The sequence below is a fragment of the Arthrobacter sunyaminii genome, from assembly GCF_018866305.1.
Taxonomy (GTDB): domain Bacteria; phylum Actinomycetota; class Actinomycetes; order Actinomycetales; family Micrococcaceae; genus Arthrobacter_B; species Arthrobacter_B sunyaminii.
Genome location: NZ_CP076456.1, coordinates 2,316,976 through 2,332,602, shown reverse-complemented (window position 1 = coordinate 2,332,602; position 15,627 = coordinate 2,316,976). Strand labels below are relative to the sequence as shown.

General features: G+C 64.5%; 14 protein-coding genes. 10 read left to right on the top strand and 4 right to left on the bottom strand.

The window, feature by feature from the left end; all coding sequences use genetic code 11:
• Positions 1 to 203: 203 nt before the first annotated feature.
• Positions 204 to 821, bottom strand: a complete 618-nt coding sequence (locus KG104_RS10410) for a type II toxin-antitoxin system PemK/MazF family toxin (RefSeq protein WP_207346966.1) — start codon at positions 819 to 821, stop codon at positions 204 to 206.
• Positions 822 to 994: 173 nt separating this feature from the next.
• On the opposite strand from KG104_RS10410, the gene lepA reads away from it, so the two are divergent.
• Both lepA and hemW read left to right on the top strand, forming a co-directional pair.
• The gene (gene lepA, locus KG104_RS10405) at positions 995 to 2,848 is read left to right on the top strand and encodes a translation elongation factor 4 (RefSeq protein WP_181032291.1); all 1,854 of its coding nucleotides are present in this window, start codon (positions 995 to 997) and stop codon (positions 2,846 to 2,848) included.
• Positions 2,845 to 4,077: a radical SAM family heme chaperone HemW gene (gene hemW / locus KG104_RS10400; RefSeq protein WP_104161189.1), complete on the top strand. Its 1,233-nt coding sequence runs from the start codon at positions 2,845 to 2,847 to the stop codon at positions 4,075 to 4,077. Before lepA ends, hemW begins: the two co-directional genes overlap by 4 nt.
• 49 nt (positions 4,078 to 4,126) lie before the next feature.
• On the opposite strand, the gene KG104_RS10395 is transcribed toward hemW, so the two are convergent.
• Positions 4,127 to 4,546 carry a DUF4870 domain-containing protein gene (locus KG104_RS10395; protein ID WP_237688717.1) on the bottom strand — a complete coding sequence of 140 codons (420 nt, stop codon included), beginning with the start codon at positions 4,544 to 4,546 and terminating at the stop codon, positions 4,127 to 4,129.
• Between the two features lie 141 nt (positions 4,547 to 4,687).
• A complete protein-coding gene (locus KG104_RS10390) occupies positions 4,688 to 5,530 on the bottom strand; it encodes a DUF3097 domain-containing protein (RefSeq protein WP_207346964.1) in 843 nt (280 codons plus the stop codon).
• Between the two features lie 213 nt (positions 5,531 to 5,743).
• Here KG104_RS10390 and hrcA point away from each other — a divergent pair, with 213 nt between their 5' ends.
• From hrcA to KG104_RS10375, 3 genes are all read left to right on the top strand, one after another.
• Positions 5,744 to 6,757: a heat-inducible transcriptional repressor HrcA gene (gene hrcA, locus KG104_RS10385; RefSeq protein WP_104103747.1), complete on the top strand. Its 1,014-nt coding sequence runs from the start codon at positions 5,744 to 5,746 to the stop codon at positions 6,755 to 6,757.
• Between the two features lie 136 nt (positions 6,758 to 6,893).
• Positions 6,894 to 8,033 (top strand): molecular chaperone DnaJ, encoded by a 1,140-nt coding sequence (gene dnaJ, locus KG104_RS10380; RefSeq protein ID WP_104054085.1) that lies wholly within the window; start codon positions 6,894 to 6,896, stop codon positions 8,031 to 8,033.
• A gap of 1 nt (position 8,034) precedes the next feature.
• On the top strand, positions 8,035 to 8,799 hold the full coding sequence (locus KG104_RS10375; RefSeq protein ID WP_207346963.1) for a 16S rRNA (uracil(1498)-N(3))-methyltransferase: 765 nt from the start codon (positions 8,035 to 8,037) through the stop codon (positions 8,797 to 8,799).
• A gap of 7 nt (positions 8,800 to 8,806) precedes the next feature.
• Here KG104_RS10375 and KG104_RS10370 read toward each other — a convergent pair whose 3' ends face one another.
• The gene (locus tag KG104_RS10370; protein ID WP_181032290.1) at positions 8,807 to 9,745 is read right to left on the bottom strand and encodes a GerMN domain-containing protein; all 939 of its coding nucleotides are present in this window, start codon (positions 9,743 to 9,745) and stop codon (positions 8,807 to 8,809) included.
• A gap of 352 nt (positions 9,746 to 10,097) precedes the next feature.
• On the opposite strand from KG104_RS10370, the gene KG104_RS10365 reads away from it, so the two are divergent.
• The 5 genes from KG104_RS10365 (at position 10,098) to KG104_RS10345 (ending at position 15,532) form a co-directional block, all read left to right on the top strand.
• Positions 10,098 to 11,144 carry a PhoH family protein gene (locus KG104_RS10365; protein WP_104054088.1) on the top strand — a complete coding sequence of 349 codons (1,047 nt, stop codon included), beginning with the start codon at positions 10,098 to 10,100 and terminating at the stop codon, positions 11,142 to 11,144.
• On the top strand, positions 11,141 to 11,614 hold the full coding sequence (gene ybeY, locus KG104_RS10360) for an rRNA maturation RNase YbeY (RefSeq protein WP_104054089.1): 474 nt from the start codon (positions 11,141 to 11,143) through the stop codon (positions 11,612 to 11,614). The genes KG104_RS10365 and ybeY overlap by 4 nt, the downstream gene beginning before the upstream one ends.
• Complete coding sequence (locus KG104_RS10355; RefSeq protein WP_104054090.1) at positions 11,611 to 12,948, top strand: hemolysin family protein; 1,338 nt, start codon at positions 11,611 to 11,613, stop codon at positions 12,946 to 12,948. The genes ybeY and KG104_RS10355 overlap by 4 nt, the downstream gene beginning before the upstream one ends.
• The gene (gene era, locus KG104_RS10350) at positions 12,941 to 13,870 is read left to right on the top strand and encodes a GTPase Era (protein ID WP_104054091.1); all 930 of its coding nucleotides are present in this window, start codon (positions 12,941 to 12,943) and stop codon (positions 13,868 to 13,870) included. The genes KG104_RS10355 and era overlap by 8 nt, the downstream gene beginning before the upstream one ends.
• 135 nt (positions 13,871 to 14,005) lie before the next feature.
• The gene (locus tag KG104_RS10345; protein WP_207346962.1) at positions 14,006 to 15,532 is read left to right on the top strand and encodes an LCP family protein; all 1,527 of its coding nucleotides are present in this window, start codon (positions 14,006 to 14,008) and stop codon (positions 15,530 to 15,532) included.
• Positions 15,533 to 15,627: the final 95 nt, after the last annotated feature.

The window sequence follows — 15,627 nt, the reverse complement described above, 5'->3', positions numbered from 1 at the left end:
GGTGAGGGAATTTCAGCCCAGACATTGACTGAGCGGCGTGGGGATACCGTAATGGCGCCTGAACTGAAGTGCCCGTCGACCTGCGCGGACACACAGCAATAAATGTTAGCAGAACTTGGGCCCGAAGGCCCATTGGCGGGGACAAGCGGCCGACGGCGGGGTTTTCCCCCGGTGCGCGGCCCGGCTCCGCGGGGTACGGGCAATCAGTTCCGGGCAGTAAAGCGTGAGGCGACGCGCTGAAACGCTGCGGCGGACATAATCGATCCCTGCCGCCTTACCGCAGCCGGATCCAGCTGCAGCACGCGGTCCAGCTTGACTTCGCTCGGCCGGCCCTGGCTGTCCCAGGGTCCGGTGCCAACATCCACGTAGTCCGGATCGGACTCCCGGCCGTTGTTGCGGTCCCGGGTGGTCATCATCAGGGCGAGCAGCCGCGAGCCGGTGCGGCCGATCAACAGCACCGGACGGTCCTTGCCCTGGGAATAGTCGTCCTCATAGGGAACCCATGCCCACACCACTTCGCCCGGATCGGGGGATCCATCCGGCGACGGGGAGTAGACGGGAGTGACCTTGCCCCGGTAGTCGCCCGGGTAGGCAGATGAGTTGGACGCCGGTTTCGGTGCTGGGGATTTCTTCGCTGCCGGTTTTCGGGCCGGCGACTTCTTCACTGCCGGCTTCGGAGCGGCGGTCTTGTTTCGGGTGTTGGACGAACCGGGGTTGGAACGGCCCGGCTTGGTCGCGGTTCCGGTACCCGCTGAGGGGCGCGTCAGCAGGCGGATGGCCGAGCGGGCCAGGGAAAGAAGGGAGCGGTTGGAGAAGGACATGAGCCCACGCTATTACGTTCTGCGGTTCCAGCGCGGGCTGGCATTCGTGGGAGACTGTTAATTCAGCAGTTAAACCACCAGGAAAAACGATGAACCGCGCCTTGTCCGGTTCCGGCACGCGGCCTGCGCCGCAGCCGCCGTGAAGTCCTGTGAACAGTAAAGGAACCGCCACAGTGTCACCTATGGCCCGCTTCTCACCGGTGCCTGCCGCGACGGATCCGGCGATCATCAGAAACTTCTGCATCATCGCCCACATCGACCACGGCAAGTCCACCCTGGCCGACCGCATGCTCCAGTCCACCGGCGTCGTCGAGCACCGGAACATGAAGGCCCAGTACCTGGACCGCATGGACATTGAGCGCGAACGCGGCATCACCATCAAGTCGCAGGCCGTGCGCATGCCGTGGGAGGTCGACGGCGAGTCCTACGCGCTGAACATGATCGACACCCCCGGCCACGTGGACTTCACGTACGAGGTATCCCGTTCCCTGGCCGCGTGCGAAGGCGCCGTGCTGCTGGTGGACGCTGCCCAGGGCATCGAGGCCCAGACCCTCGCGAACCTGTACCTGGCCATGGAAAACGACCTCACCATCATTCCGGTCCTCAACAAGATTGACCTCCCGGCAGCGCAGCCGGAAAAGTACGCCGAGGAACTGGCAAAGCTGATCGGCGGCGATCCGGCGGACGTCCTGAGGGTCTCCGGCAAGACCGGTGTTGGCGTCGAAGCCCTGCTGGACCAGATCGTCCGCGAGATTCCGGCACCGCAGGGTGACCCCAATGCTCCCGCCCGTGCCATGATCTTCGACTCCGTCTATGACACCTACCGCGGCGTGGTCACCTATGTCCGAGTGATCGACGGCTCGCTGTCTCCGCGTGAACGCATCCAGATGATGTCCACCCGGGCCAGCCATGAACTCCTCGAAATCGGTGTCAGCTCGCCGGAACCCACCCCGTCCAAGGGGCTGGGCGTCGGCGAGGTGGGCTACCTGATCACGGGCGTGAAGGACGTGCGGCTGTCCAAGGTTGGCGACACCGTCACCAACCTGGCTAAGCCTGCCGCTGAATCGCTGCCCGGTTACGCCGATCCCAAGCCCATGGTGTTCTCCGGGCTGTACCCGATCGACGGCGCCGACTATCCGGTGCTGCGCGACGCGCTGGAAAAGCTGATGCTCAACGATGCCGCGCTGGTCTACGAACCCGAGACATCGGCGGCGCTGGGCTTCGGCTTCCGCGTGGGCTTCCTGGGCCTGCTGCACCTGGAAATCACGCGTGAACGGCTCGAACGCGAGTACAACCTGGACCTGATCTCCACTGCGCCCAACGTGGAGTACGAGGTGACGCTCGAGGACAAGAAGGTCGTCACCGTCACCAACCCCAGCGAGTACCCCGAAGGCAAGATCAAAGAGGTCCGCGAGCCGATGGTATCGGCCACGATCCTGGCCCCCAACGAATTTGTCGGCGCCATCATGGAACTGTGCCAGGCCCGCCGCGGCGTCCTGGGCGGCATGGATTACCTCTCCGAGGACCGGGTGGAAATCCGGTACCGCCTCCCGCTGGCCGAGATCGTGTTCGACTTCTTCGACATCCTCAAGTCCAAGACCCGCGGCTACGCCTCGCTGGACTGGAAGGCCGACGGCGAACAGGTGGCCGACCTGGTCAAGGTGGACATCCTGCTCCAGGGCGAACAGGTGGACGCCTTCAGCTCCATCACGCACAAGGACAAGGCCTACTCCTACGGCGTGATGATGACCGGCAAGCTGCGCGAGCTCATTCCGCGCCAGCAGTTCGAGGTCCCCATCCAGGCTGCCATCGGCTCCCGGATCATTGCCCGCGAATCCATCCGCGCCATCCGCAAGGACGTGCTCGCCAAGTGCTACGGCGGTGACATCAGCCGTAAGCGCAAGCTGCTGGAAAAGCAGAAGGAAGGCAAGAAGCGCATGAAGATGGTGGGCCGCGTGGAAGTTCCGCAGGAAGCCTTCGTGGCAGCACTTTCCTCCGACGAGTCCAAGGACAAAGCCAAGAAGTGACACCCAGCGCACTACCCCTCGGAGACCCGGCACCCGCCGACGGTCTCCTGCCCGCCCAGGCAGCGGACGGAGCGGCGGACCGGAATTTTGGTCTGTATGTCCACATCCCGTTCTGTTCCGTCCGCTGCGGCTACTGCGACTTCAACACCTATACCGCCACGGAGCTGGGCGGCGGTGCCTCGCAGGCAGCCTACGGCGGCACTGCGGAGCAGGAAGTCCGGTTCGCTGCGCGCGCACTCACTGCCTCCGGACTGCCGCACCGCCCGCTGAAGACGGTGTTCTTTGGCGGCGGTACGCCCACGCTCCTGCCCGCGGAGGACCTGACGGGCATCCTGAAGACGGCCATTGATGCCTGGGGGCTGGAACCGGGCGCGGAGGTCACCACGGAAGCCAACCCGGACTCGGTGACCCCGCAGTCCCTCCAGCTGCTGGCTGACGCCGGGTTCACCCGCGTGTCTTTCGGCATGCAGTCCGCCGTGCCGCACGTGCTGGCAGTGCTGGACCGCACCCACACGCCGTCGCGCGTTCCGGAGGCAGTGAAGTGGGCGCGCGACGCCGGACTGAACGTGAGCGTTGACCTGATTTACGGCACGCCGGGGGAGTCCCTGGAGGACTGGAAGGTTTCGGTCAACGAGGCGCTGAGCTACGAGCCGGACCACATCTCCGCCTACGCCCTCATCATCGAAGAGGGCACGAAACTGGCCGCACGCATGCGCCGCGGTGAAGTGCCGCCGATCGACGACGACGACCACGCGGACAAATACCTCGTGGCCGACGAGCTGATGACGGCGGCCGGACTGTCCTGGTACGAGGTCAGCAACTGGGCGCGTACACCCGCGGACCAGTGCCGGCACAACCTGGCCTACTGGCGCAGCGACGACTGGTGGGGCATCGGCCCGGGCGCCCATTCTCACGCCGGCGGCGTGCGCTGGTGGAACGCCAAGCATCCCACCGCCTACGCCCAGCGGATTGCCGCGGGGGAGTCACCCGCCGTCGGGCGCGAAACCCTGGATGCCGAAACCCGGTACGTGGAAGACGTCATGCTGCGCACCCGCCTGGCTGAAGGCCTGGAACTGTCCCGGCTCAAGGATTCGGGCCGGCTCGCCGTGGCGGGTTTGATGGCCGACGGTTTGGTGGACGCGAAGGCCGCCCTGACCGGCCGCGTGCTGCTGACGACCAAGGGCCGCCTGCTGGCGGACGCCGTCGTCCGCCGCCTGCTGCCGGACTAGGTCCTATTGCCGGACTGAGGTCCGCCGCCGGGCTGATCCAGTCCCGGCCTTACTGGATGCGGCGCAGGTTCAGCGGGTAGCGGTAAGGCCGTCCGCGGTTGCATTCAATGCCGGCGACCACTGAGGAAACCGCGATGGCAACCCACAGCAGGGCATTCAGGATGGCGAAGACCCAGCCGATCACCGGAATGAAGGACAGCAGCCAGGCGACCATGGCGATGATGGTGGGAGGAAGCGTGAAGTTAAGCGCTTCCTTGGATTCCTGCGCCGTGAACGGGCCGCGGTCGCGGAATACCAGGTAGATGATCATCGAGGGGATGAAGCCCAGAATGCCGCCGAAGTGCGCCATGGTTGCCCACTGGCGGTCCTCGGAAGCGGTGAGGGGCAGCGCGTTGGCCGGTGCGCCCTGATAGGGGGGACGCTGGGCCGGACCCCGGTCGTCGGGGCGGTGCTGGTCATTTTGACGGATGTTCGACACTGCTGTTTCCTTTTGACTCTGGACGCCTGGCCCGGTGCGGCGGTGCGGACTGGGGCCGTCCGGCTGCTGCATATCTCATCTAGGTTACTGGCTGGAGGAGCTCCAGCCCGCAACGGCACGGCGGTGGAGCCGCTAAGGGACGGTCAGGAAGTCGATAACTTCCTCCACCCGCCCCAGCAGCGACGGCTCCAAATCGGCATATGAATTGACGCTGCCCAGCAGTTTCTTCCAGCCCATGGCAACATCGGTGTGGTCCCGGTGCGGCCAGCCCAGGCCTTTCAGAATGCCCGTTTTCCAGTCCTCGTGGCGGGGCACCACGGGCCAGGCTGCCAGGCCGATGGTCTGCGGCTTGATGGCCTGCCACACGTCCACGTACGGATGGCCCACAATCAGCACGTTCCCGCGGGCGCCCGGAACGGCCATGGCTTCGGCAGCTATCCGTGACTCCTTGGACCCGGACACCAGATGGTCCACCAGGATGCCCAGCCGGCGTCCGGGGCCCGGGCTGAAATCCTTTACAGCGGAGGCAAGATCATCCACGCCGTGCAGGGGCTCGACGACGATGCCCTCCACGCGCAGATCATCACCCCACACCTTTTCCACCAGTTCCGCGTCGTGCTTTCCCTCCACCCAGATGCGGCTGGCCCTCGCGGTGCGCGCCCGGACGTTGTCCACCCGGACAGAGCCCGACGCCGTCCGCCGGGACACCGGGGCCGCAGCCTTGACAGCCGGAACCACCTCGACGGGCTCCCCGTCCAAAAGGAATCCGAACCCCAGCTCGAAGGACTTCGTCTTGCCGCGCCGGTCCTCCAGGACCATCAGATGCAGGCCGCCGGACTTCTCGACGCGCACCACGGCACCAACCCAGCCGCTGTGCACGTCTTCAAGCACGAGCCCGATCTCGGCGCCGACTTTGGGCAATACCCGCCGGGCCGGGGCGCTAATGTCCTGCGGGCCCCACGAAAAATTCGACACGGGTGTATCCCTCACTCTGATTGCGGTTGGTTCCTGCGCGGATTCGGCACGTGCGGGCACGGGCTCCTCAATGCTAGCAACGCCGCCGATCCGTATTAGACTTAGCACTTGGGCAGGGTGAGTGCTAACCAGCCCGGCGCCAATCCGCATGCCTGTTCGGCACCGCTGTCAGGACATCAGCACCGGCAGGACATCAGCAAGGGAGGGAAAACCATGAGTGAGCCACGCAGACTCGAGGTGCTCCGGGCCATTGTTGAGGATTACGTGCATTCGCGCGAACCCGTTGGATCCAAAGCACTGGTGGAACGCCACCAGCTGGGAGTGTCCAGCGCCACCATTCGAAATGACATGGCGGCCCTTGAAGAAGAGGGCCTGATTGTCGCACCTCACACTTCCGCCGGACGCATCCCCACCGACAAGGGTTACCGCCTTTTCGTGGACCGGATATCAGACGTCAAACCGCTGTCCGCCGCAGAGCGCAAAGCTATCCAGACCCTGCTGGAGGGTGCAGAGGATCTCGATGACGTCATGGAACGGACCGTCCGGCTGCTCTCGCAGCTAACCAACCAGGTGGCTGTGGTGCAGTATCCGCATCTCGGCAACGCCAAGGTCCGCCACATCGAATTTGTCCTGCTGGCGCCGGCCCAGGTGCTGGTGGTCCTGATTTCCACCACCGGACGGGTGGAGCAGCGTGTCATCACGGTTCCGGACCAGGTGACCGAGCCGGACCTGCTGGAGCTGCGGCAGCATTTCCTGTCCGCACTCAGCGGCACGCCGCTGACCCGGATAACCGGACAACTGGCCGACTGCCTCGTCCAGGTTCCTGCCCCGAAGAGGCGGAACGCCGCGGCGCTGGCGCACTGTCTGGAGCAGCTGGCCGGAATCAACCGGGAAGACCGCATGGTCATGGCCGGCACCGCCAATCTGGCCCGTTCCACAGTAGACTTTCCCCTGACGATAGGCCCCATCCTGGAGGCACTTGAGGAACAAGTCGTCATGCTTCGGTTGTTGTCCGAAATGGAGCAGGACGCCAGAGGTGTCTCGGTGCGGATTGGACGGGAGAACCCGCATGGATCCCTTTCAGAGGCATCAGTCGTAGCCACCGGTTACGGACCCGATTCTTCGGCAAAGGTGGGGGTGCTCGGACCAACCCGCATGGACTACCCCAACACCATGGCCACAGTGCGCGCCGTGGCCCGTTATCTTTCCCGAATACTGAACAACTAAAAAACGTTAGACGAATACAGCAGCATTACGCCGGTTGCCGCCGCCCGCGGGCGACAGCAGCCGGTGGACGCCTCCGGACGGAGGGCGGCGCGGTAACAACGCGGATACTGCCAATTACAGGAAGCGATGTGCACGAGTGAGCGATCACTACCAGGTCCTGGGTGTCGGACGCGACGCCACGGGCGAAGAAATCAAGAAGGCGTACCGGAAGCTTGCCCGCAAGCTCCACCCGGACGTTAACTCTGCTCCCGGAGCGCAGGACGAGTTCAAAGCCGTCACCCACGCCTATGAGGTGCTCGCGGACCCGCAGAAACGCCGCATCTATGACACCACCGGCAACGAGAACGGCAACGACAACGGCTTTGGCGGCGGCGCCGGCTTCGGCGGCCAGAACTTCGGCTTCCAGGACATCTTCGACACCTTCTTTGGCGGCGGCGGAGGCGGCGGCCGGGGACCGGCTTCACGGACGCGCCGCGGCCAGGATGCGCTCATCAATGTGCGCATCGATCTGAAGGATGCCGTCTTCGGCACCAACAAGAAGATCGAGGTCGACACCGCGGTCACCTGCCCCACCTGCGACGGAAGCTGCTGCCAGCCGGGAACCTCACCCCGGACCTGCGACATTTGCCACGGATCCGGCCAGGTACAGCGTGCCGTGCGCTCCATTCTCGGCCAGGTTATGACCAGCGCGCCGTGCGGGTCCTGCCAGGGCTACGGAACCGTTATCCCGGACCCGTGCCACGAGTGCGCCGGCGAAGGCCGCGTGCGCAGCCGCCGTACCCTGAACATCAAGATTCCCGCCGGTGTAGCCACCGGCACCCGCATCCAGCTGGGCGGACAGGGCGAAGCCGGTACGGCCGGCGGACCCCAGGGCGACCTGTACGTGGAAATCCGGGTAAATGCCGATCCTACCTTTGTCCGCGAAGGCGATGACCTGCACGCCACGCTGACCGTGCCCATGACGGCGGCGGCGCTTGGGTCCTCCATCAACTTCGAGACGTTCGACGGCGACCGGGAGATTGCGGTTAAGGCCGGCACTCAGTCCGGGGAAGTCACCACCCTCAAGGGACTTGGCGTGACCCATCTGCGCGGCTACGGCAGGGGAGACCTGCTGGTCCACCTGCACGTGGAAACCCCGCAGAAGCTGGATGCGGAGCAGGAAGAACTGCTGCGCAAGCTGGCGCAGCTGCGCGGTGAGGAATATGCCGAGGGTCGTCTGGCCGGCAGCGGCACCGGCGTCTTTGCCCGGCTGCGGGACCGCCTGGGCAACCACTGACATGACCAACCCGATCTTCTTCGGTGACCCGGATGCCGTCCGGGCCGCCGGGGCCGGTTCCCTTTTTGTCCTCGAAGGGGCTGAAGCCCACCACGCAGTTGCCGTGAAACGCCTGGCGCCCGGGGAACCGGTGGATATCGTGGACGGGTCCGGACGCCGGCTCACGGGTACGGTTGCCGCTGCCGGGCCGTCCCGGCTGGAGGTTGCGGTGGAGTCCGTCACCGAGGAAAACGAAGCGGCAGATACGCTGGTGCTGGTTCAGGCCCTCGCCAAGGGAGGCCGGGACGAGCAGGCCGTTGAGGCAGCCACCGAGCTGGGCGTGCAGGCGGTGATTCCGTGGCAGTCCGAGCGGAGCATCGTGCGCTGGCGTGCCGACAAAGCCGCCAAGGGGCAATTGAAGTGGCAGGGCATCCTCACGGCGGCGGCCAAGCAGTCCCGCCGGTCCCAGATCCCGGTAGCCGAAGAAATGCTCGATACCAAGGCGCTGGTGCGCAGGCTGGCGGATGTGGACCTGGTGCTTGTGCTTCATGAAGAGGCCGACGGCGCGCTGGTACCGGCGGTGGAGCAGGCACGGCGCCGCTGCGGCGGCCGGCCGCTGAGCATTGCCGTGGTGGTGGGACCCGAAGGGGGAATCAGCGGCGCTGAAGTTGAGCTCCTGCGTTCCGAAGGGGCCGTGGCGGTCCGGTTGGGGCAGCACGTTCTTCGTTCATCCACCGCAGGTCCGGCGGCGCTGGCCGTCCTGAATTATGCGCTCGGCCGCTGGTAAAGCCGGGCTAATTCACGTCGGAATACACGGTGACGCGTTTGGAGTCCTCATCGGCCCGTTCAGCCCCGTGGAAAACGCTTACGCTGTATTCGCCCGGCGCCAGATCAACGCTGAAACTGTAGAGGGATGTGCCGCCGGTGGGTGCCTCCAGTTCGGCATAACCGGTCTGGACGGCATCCTCGGCGGGCCGGCCGTCAACAATCGGCTCGACACGCCAGGACACCTGGCCGCCTTCCGACACTGCGGTTCCGTGAACCCGCAGCGAAGGGCCGGTTCCGTCCCCCTGCTGCGGATCAATGATCCAGATCGGGGCCATCAGTGAAGCATCCCGCTGGAGCTGCCCTTCCAGGCGCTCATGCCCGAATGCCCGGTAACCTGCTTTGCCGTCCACCAGAAGCACCACTGAGGGCTCATACTTCACCGTGGTAAGCCCGGCGTTTGAAGCCGCAGCGGTTGCCGTATACACGAGCTGCTGGACGGCGCGGTGCGCCATGCCGGCATCGAGGGAAGTCTTGAAAGCGTCCGAGGAGATATCAACCGTGATCACGTTCTTGCCGGATATTGAGGCTGTGACGCTGCCGGCTTTGCTCCAGGGATTGAAGTAATCCGGATCAGCCGGTTTGTCGGACGTCATGGCAACTACAGCCTCGACTATCGGATCACCGCTCGTTTCGCTGGGCTGGAACTCCCGGTAGAGGTGAACATTTGAACCGTTCACTCCGAGCCAGTAGACCGGAAGCCGTCCCGGCGCCGGCTTTCCTTCCGAAGGAGCCGTAACGCTCAGCGGGGCGGACACGGAACCTGCAGCCTCATCAAAGGGCGTAGGCATGGAGGTGGTGGGGGTGGCTGCGACTACGCCGCAGCCACTGAGGAGGAGTGAAGATGCTGCGAGCAGGCCCAGGGCGATCCGGCGGTGCGGCAGGCGCCGTTGCGGTGCTTCATGCAATTTTCTGTCCTCCTTTCGCTGAACGGTCATCCCCAGCTTGGCACATGCGAAAGGCCGGATTTGCGCTCTTAACCGTCCTGCGACCGGACTGAGACCCGATTGAGACCCGGCGTCCGGAGCACCAACCGTGTTGTCGGCCGCCCGCCGCGGCCGCATCCGGCACAGGCGGACAAAACGGCTCACCGGCTGGAGCAGACGGTGAGCCGTGGTATCAAGTAATATTGAAGTGCCTGTCTTAACTTGCCGAGCTCCCGATTGCCGGTCCCATAACTTGTTAGGCCGGGGCACCACACCAAGCACAAACAACTCACTCTTCAAAAGGGGCGATGAAAGGCCTGGGAAGGCCGAATATATGACTGAATCCTCAGGAATTGGCACCATCGGACTGGATCGCCAGACCATCATCTTTGATTCCACGGAACACATGGTCCAGTCTCTGGGTGCCAACGACGAGGCGCTCAAGATCATTGAGTCCGCTTACCCGGAGGCCAATCTTCACGTCCGCGGCAACGAGCTTTCCATCTCGGGACCCGCTGCTGTTGTTGAACTGACCCTCCGTCTCGTCAACGAAGTTCGGATCCTGGCACGGAGCCAGACCAAGGTCACGCCCCAGTTGCTGGAGCAGTTGATCACCATGCTCCGGGACCAGAGCGCCCAGCGCCCGGCGGAAGTCCTGACGCAGAACATCCTCTCCACCCGCGGCCGCACCATCCGTCCCAAGACGCTGAACCAAAAGAACTATGTGGACGCGATTGATGAAAACACCATTGTGTTTGGAATCGGACCGGCGGGCACCGGCAAAACTTACCTGGCCATGGCAAAGGCCGTGCAGGCGCTGCAGCAGAAGGAAGTCAACAGGATTATCCTGACCCGCCCGGCTGTCGAAGCCGGCGAACGGCTTGGCTTCCTGCCCGGAACGCTGAGCGACAAGATCGATCCGTACCTGCGTCCCCTGTATGACGCCCTGCACGACATGATGGACCCGGATTCCATTCCCCGGCTGATGGCTGCCGGAACCATTGAAGTTGCACCCCTGGCCTATATGCGCGGACGCACGCTCAATGATGCCTTCATCATTTTGGATGAAGCCCAGAACACCACGCCGGAGCAGATGAAGATGTTCCTGACCCGCCTGGGCTTCGGCTCCAAGATGGTGGTAACGGGAGACGTGACCCAGGTGGACCTGCCCGGCGGCACTGCCTCCGGACTGCGCATCGTCCACGACATCCTCGGCGACATTGATGACGTTGCGTTCTCGGAACTGCATGCCTCGGACGTAGTCCGGCATTCCCTCGTGAGCAGCATTGTCACCGCTTACAGCGAATGGGACGAATCCCGGCGCGCGTCGTCAGCGGGCCCTGCCCGCGGAGCCGCAGCAGGACGGGGTCCGGCCAAGTGAGCATCGAAGTCAACAACGAATCCGCCGTCGAGGTGGACGAAGAGGAACTGTCCCGGCTGGGACGTTACCTCCTGGAAAGCCTGTACGTGCATCCGGAAGCGGACCTGTCCATCATCCTGGTGGACGAGGAAGCCATGGAGAAGCTGCACATCGAGTGGATGGACATTCCCGGCGCCACCGACGTGCTGTCCTTCCCCATGGATGAGCTGCGTCCCGGGGTTCCGGGACGTCCGACACCTGCCGGGGTTCTGGGCGACATTGTGCTGTGCCCGCAGGTAGCCGCCGTGCAGGCAAAAACAGCAGGCCACGGCATGCAGGAAGAGCTGCTGCTGCTGACCACTCACGGTGTGCTGCACCTGCTCGGGTACGACCATGCGGAACCCGAAGAGGAAAAGGAAATGTTCGGCCTCCAGCGTGAGCTTTTGTCCTCCTATCTGGGCCGTGAGGCTCCGAAGGAGACGCGCAGTTGAGCGTTGCCCTGCTGATTTTCATGGCCGTGGCCTTCATGGTCCTGGCCGGCTTGCTCACTGCCGCGGAATCCGCCTACGGATACCTTCCGCGGCATGAAGCCGAAGCACTGCTGCAGGGCAAGGCGGGCAAACCGCTGCGCCGGATCCTGCAGCACCCGGTGGCGCACATGCATGCGCTCCGGTTCTGGCGCGTCTGGTTCGAAATGGCCACCGCTGTCACGGTGGCCACCCTGTTCCAGATGCTCCTGGACAACATCTGGCTGGCAGGGCTGCTGGCCACCGTGGTCATGGCAGCCATCGGTTTTGTTCTGGTGGGAGTCTCTCCCCGCCAGATCGGCCGCAAGCACGTTACCGCCGTCGTTGTCCTTACCGCCGGGCTGGTGCGTTTCCTCCGGGTTGTCCTGGGCCCGGTTCCCGGATGGCTCGTACGGCTGGGCACCGCCGTTGCTCCCGGCACACAGGGACCGGACGCCGCGTTCTTCACCGAAGAGGAGTTCCGCGAGCTGCTGGACCGCGCCTCGGAGGCGGACATGATCGAGAACACCGAAGCGGAGCTGATCCATTCGGTCTTCGAACTCGGTGACACCAAGGTCCGTTCGGTGATGGTGCCGCGCACCGACATGGTGTGCATTGAGGCCGGTTCCACCCTGCGCCAGGCCATGTCACTGTTCCTGCGCTCGGGGTACTCCCGCGTACCGGTGATCGAGGACAGCGCAGATCAGATTGTGGGCATCCTCTATCTCAAGGATGTGGCGGCGCAGATGCATTCCGGCTCGGGGGAGCCGGGGCAGCACCGCGTAGAGGATTTTGCCCGCGGCGTCCGCTACGTACCGGAGTCCAAGGCGGTCAGCGAACTGCTGCAGGAGCTGCAGCGTGAGTCCACCCATGTGGCGGTGGTTATCGATGAGTACGGCGGCACCGCCGGCCTGGTCACGCTCGAGGACCTGATTGAAGAAATCGTGGGCGAGATCGTGGACGAGTATGATTCCGAACGGCCTGAAATTGAAAACCTCGGCGGCGGCCGCTACCGCGTGAGCTCCCGTGCCGGCATCGATGACCTCGGCGAGCTGTTCGACGTCGACCTCGAGGACGATGAAGTGGACACCGTGGGAGGTCTGCTGGCCAAGGCGCTGGGCCGCGTGCCCATTGTGGGCAGCGAAGTGGTGGTTGACGGCATTGTCCTGCACGCCGAGCGCCTGGAAGGGCGCCGCAACCGGGTGTCCCACATCATCGCCTGGAAACAGCCCGACGACGCCGATCCAGAAACACATTCCGACGACGGCAGGGCCTCATCCCGCGTCTCCTCAACAGAATTGGTACCACGTAATGACTGATCCACAGTTCCGCGCCGGCTTTGTCTCCCTGGTGGGCCGGCCCAATGCCGGCAAGTCCACCCTGACCAATGCCCTGGTGGGCCAGAAGGTTGCCATCACTTCGGCGAAGCCGCAGACCACCCGCCACACGATCCGCGGCATTGTGCACCGCGAGCATTCCCAGCTGATCCTGGTGGACACCCCCGGCCTGCACCGCCCCCGCACGCTGCTGGGCAAGCGCCTGAATGACCTCGTGGCGGACACCTTGGCCGAAGTGGATGCCATTGGGTTCTGCCTGCCGGCCAACGAAGCCGTGGGTCCGGGTGACCGCTACATTGCCAAGCAGCTGGCGGCGCTGAAGAATAAGCCCGTCGTGGCATTGGTCACCAAGACGGACCTGGTGGACCGGGCCGCCCTGGCCAAGCAGCTGATGTCCGTTACCGCACTGGGCAACGAGGTCCTGGGCGAAGCAGGATGGGCTGACGTGGTGCCCGTATCCGCCGCTGACGGTTTCCAGGTGGACACTGTGGCCGAAGTGCTTGCCGGCTACATGCCGTCGTCTCCGCCGCTTTACCCGGACGGGGAGCTGACCGACGAGCCTGAGGCCGTCATGGTTGCCGAGCTCATCCGTGAGGCTGCCCTGGAAGGCGTACGGGATGAGCTTCCCCACTCGCTGGCCGTGGTGGTGGACGAGATCGTTCCGCGTGAGGGGCGTCCGGATGACAATCCGCTGCTGGACGTCAGGGTAAATCTGTACGTTGAGCGGTCCTCGCAGAAGGCCATCATTATTGGCAAGGGCGGCGCCCGGCTCCGGGAAGTCGGCACCAATGCACGCGTGGCCATCGAAGCACTGCTGGGTACGCGGATTTATCTGGACCTGCACGTGAAAATTGCCAAGGACTGGCAGCGGGACCCCAAGCAACTGGTAAAACTTGGCTTCTAGCTCCACCGTGCGGCGGCACCCCTGGAGATGATTCTCAGGGGCGCCGCGTACACTTTGAACTGCCGCAGGCGCAGATGCAACTGCCGGCACCACCGATTGAACTGCTGAACGCGAATTATTGAAGGGGACCGGCTCATGTCATCTCGCCGTGCCGATACAGGTGCCGGGCCCTCCGGGAACTCAGCTTTTGGCCTCTCTCCGGCAGCCGCTCCGGGCGGCCGGCATCTGGGCCGCCGAAGCGTCGGGCACCCGGTGCTGCGGACGATCGCCCTGGTGCTTTCACTGACGCTGGTCTCCGGGCTGGTGTTCGTGGCCGTGCAGGCCATCCGGCTGCAGCAGAACTTCGAGACCCGTCCGCTGAACCTCGGCTCGAATCAGGAATCCGCCCTCCCGGTGGACGCCAACACCGATCCGCTGCAGATCCTGGTCCTGGGCACGGACAACCGCGAAGGACAGGACAGCAACAATTCCGACGTCATGATGCTGGTCAACATGGCCGCCGACCGGTCCCATGTCACAGTGGTGAGCTTCCCGCGTGACCTGCTGGTGCCGTTGCCGGAATGCCTGGACCCGGAAACCGGCGACGTCTACCCGGCCATGGAGTTGGGCCAGCTCAACGGAGCCCTGGGCAACGGCGGGCCGGGGTGCACCGTCGCCGCCATCAACGAGCTCACCGGGCTGAGCGTGGACCACTTTATGATGGCGGACTTCAACGCGGTCAAGGAACTGTCCAACACCCTGGGCGGCGTGGAGGTCTGCGTAAACCAGCCCGTGGAGGATGAACTGTCCGGGCTGAGCCTTCCCGCCGGCGTCAGCAGCGTCAAAGGCGACCAGGCGCTTGCCTTCCTGCGCACCCGCCACGGCTTTGGCAACGGCGGCGATGAGGGCCGCATCCGCGCCCAGCAGAGCTTCCTGGCCTCCATGGTGCGCAAGGTCAACGAAGAAGGCACGCTGAACAACCTTCCCAAGCTCTACTCCATTGCTGAAACCGTCACCCGCAACCTGACGGTGGACAAGGAACTGACCGAAGTTTCCTCGCTCATCGCCCTGGCCGGACGGCTGAAGGATGTTGACCTGGACCGCGTCGCGTTCGTGACGGCGCCGGTGGTTCCCTATGAATACGACAACAACCGCCTGGTCCTGGATGAAGCCGCGGCCACGCCGCTGTTCAAAGCCCTGGTGCAGGACCGGGACATCACCGAGCCCACTGCGGAGCCGGCCCCGGAAAGTCCCTCTGATGAGGGAACGGTTCCTCCGGCAGCGCCGGAGGAACCGGCTGTCATTGACCCCGCGGCCGTTCCGGTCACCATTCTGGACGCCACCGGGAAGAGCGGCGACGCCGGCAGCCGCGACCAGGAACTCGCCGCCTACCTGCTCTCCGAGGGATACGCCCAGGCGTCCGCGGGGGGACAGGCGGCTGTCTCCAGTCCCGCCACCCAGGTTTTCTACGGACCCGGATATCAGGAAATGGCGGAGCAGGTGGCTGCCGCTCTGGGCATCCCGGCTGTCCAGGTTGTTGCCAGCAATCTGGTCATTGGCGTGAGTGTGCAGGTTGGTGAGGACTTCGCCGCCGGAAACACCATGCCCAGTGCCGGCGATGTGGGCGGCCTGTCCGGACAGACCGCCGCCCAGGTTACGTGCCAGACCGCATTCGGCAATTAATAATTGGGTTGGCCCCTGCTGCGCTGTTAGGGTGGTCACGTGCGCGCAGAGCTCCTTCTCCTTAGCTGCCGCGGCGAGGCCATATCCAACGTATA

Bases quoted from the DNA above. Each gene is read 5' to 3' on its own strand.
- era (WP_104054091.1), top strand. From the start codon at position 12,941: ATGACTGATCCACAGTTCCGCGCCGGCTTTGTCTCCCTGGTGGGCCGG.
- KG104_RS10410 (WP_207346966.1), bottom strand. From the start codon at position 821: ATGTCCTTCTCCAACCGCTCCCTTCTTTCCCTGGCCCGCTCGGCCATC.
- KG104_RS10375 (WP_207346963.1), top strand. From the start codon at position 8,035: ATGACCAACCCGATCTTCTTCGGTGACCCGGATGCCGTCCGGGCCGCC.
- KG104_RS10365 (WP_104054088.1), top strand. From the start codon at position 10,098: ATGACTGAATCCTCAGGAATTGGCACCATCGGACTGGATCGCCAGACC.
- KG104_RS10345 (WP_207346962.1), top strand. From the start codon at position 14,006: ATGTCATCTCGCCGTGCCGATACAGGTGCCGGGCCCTCCGGGAACTCA.
- hrcA (WP_104103747.1), top strand. From the start codon at position 5,744: ATGAGTGAGCCACGCAGACTCGAGGTGCTCCGGGCCATTGTTGAGGAT.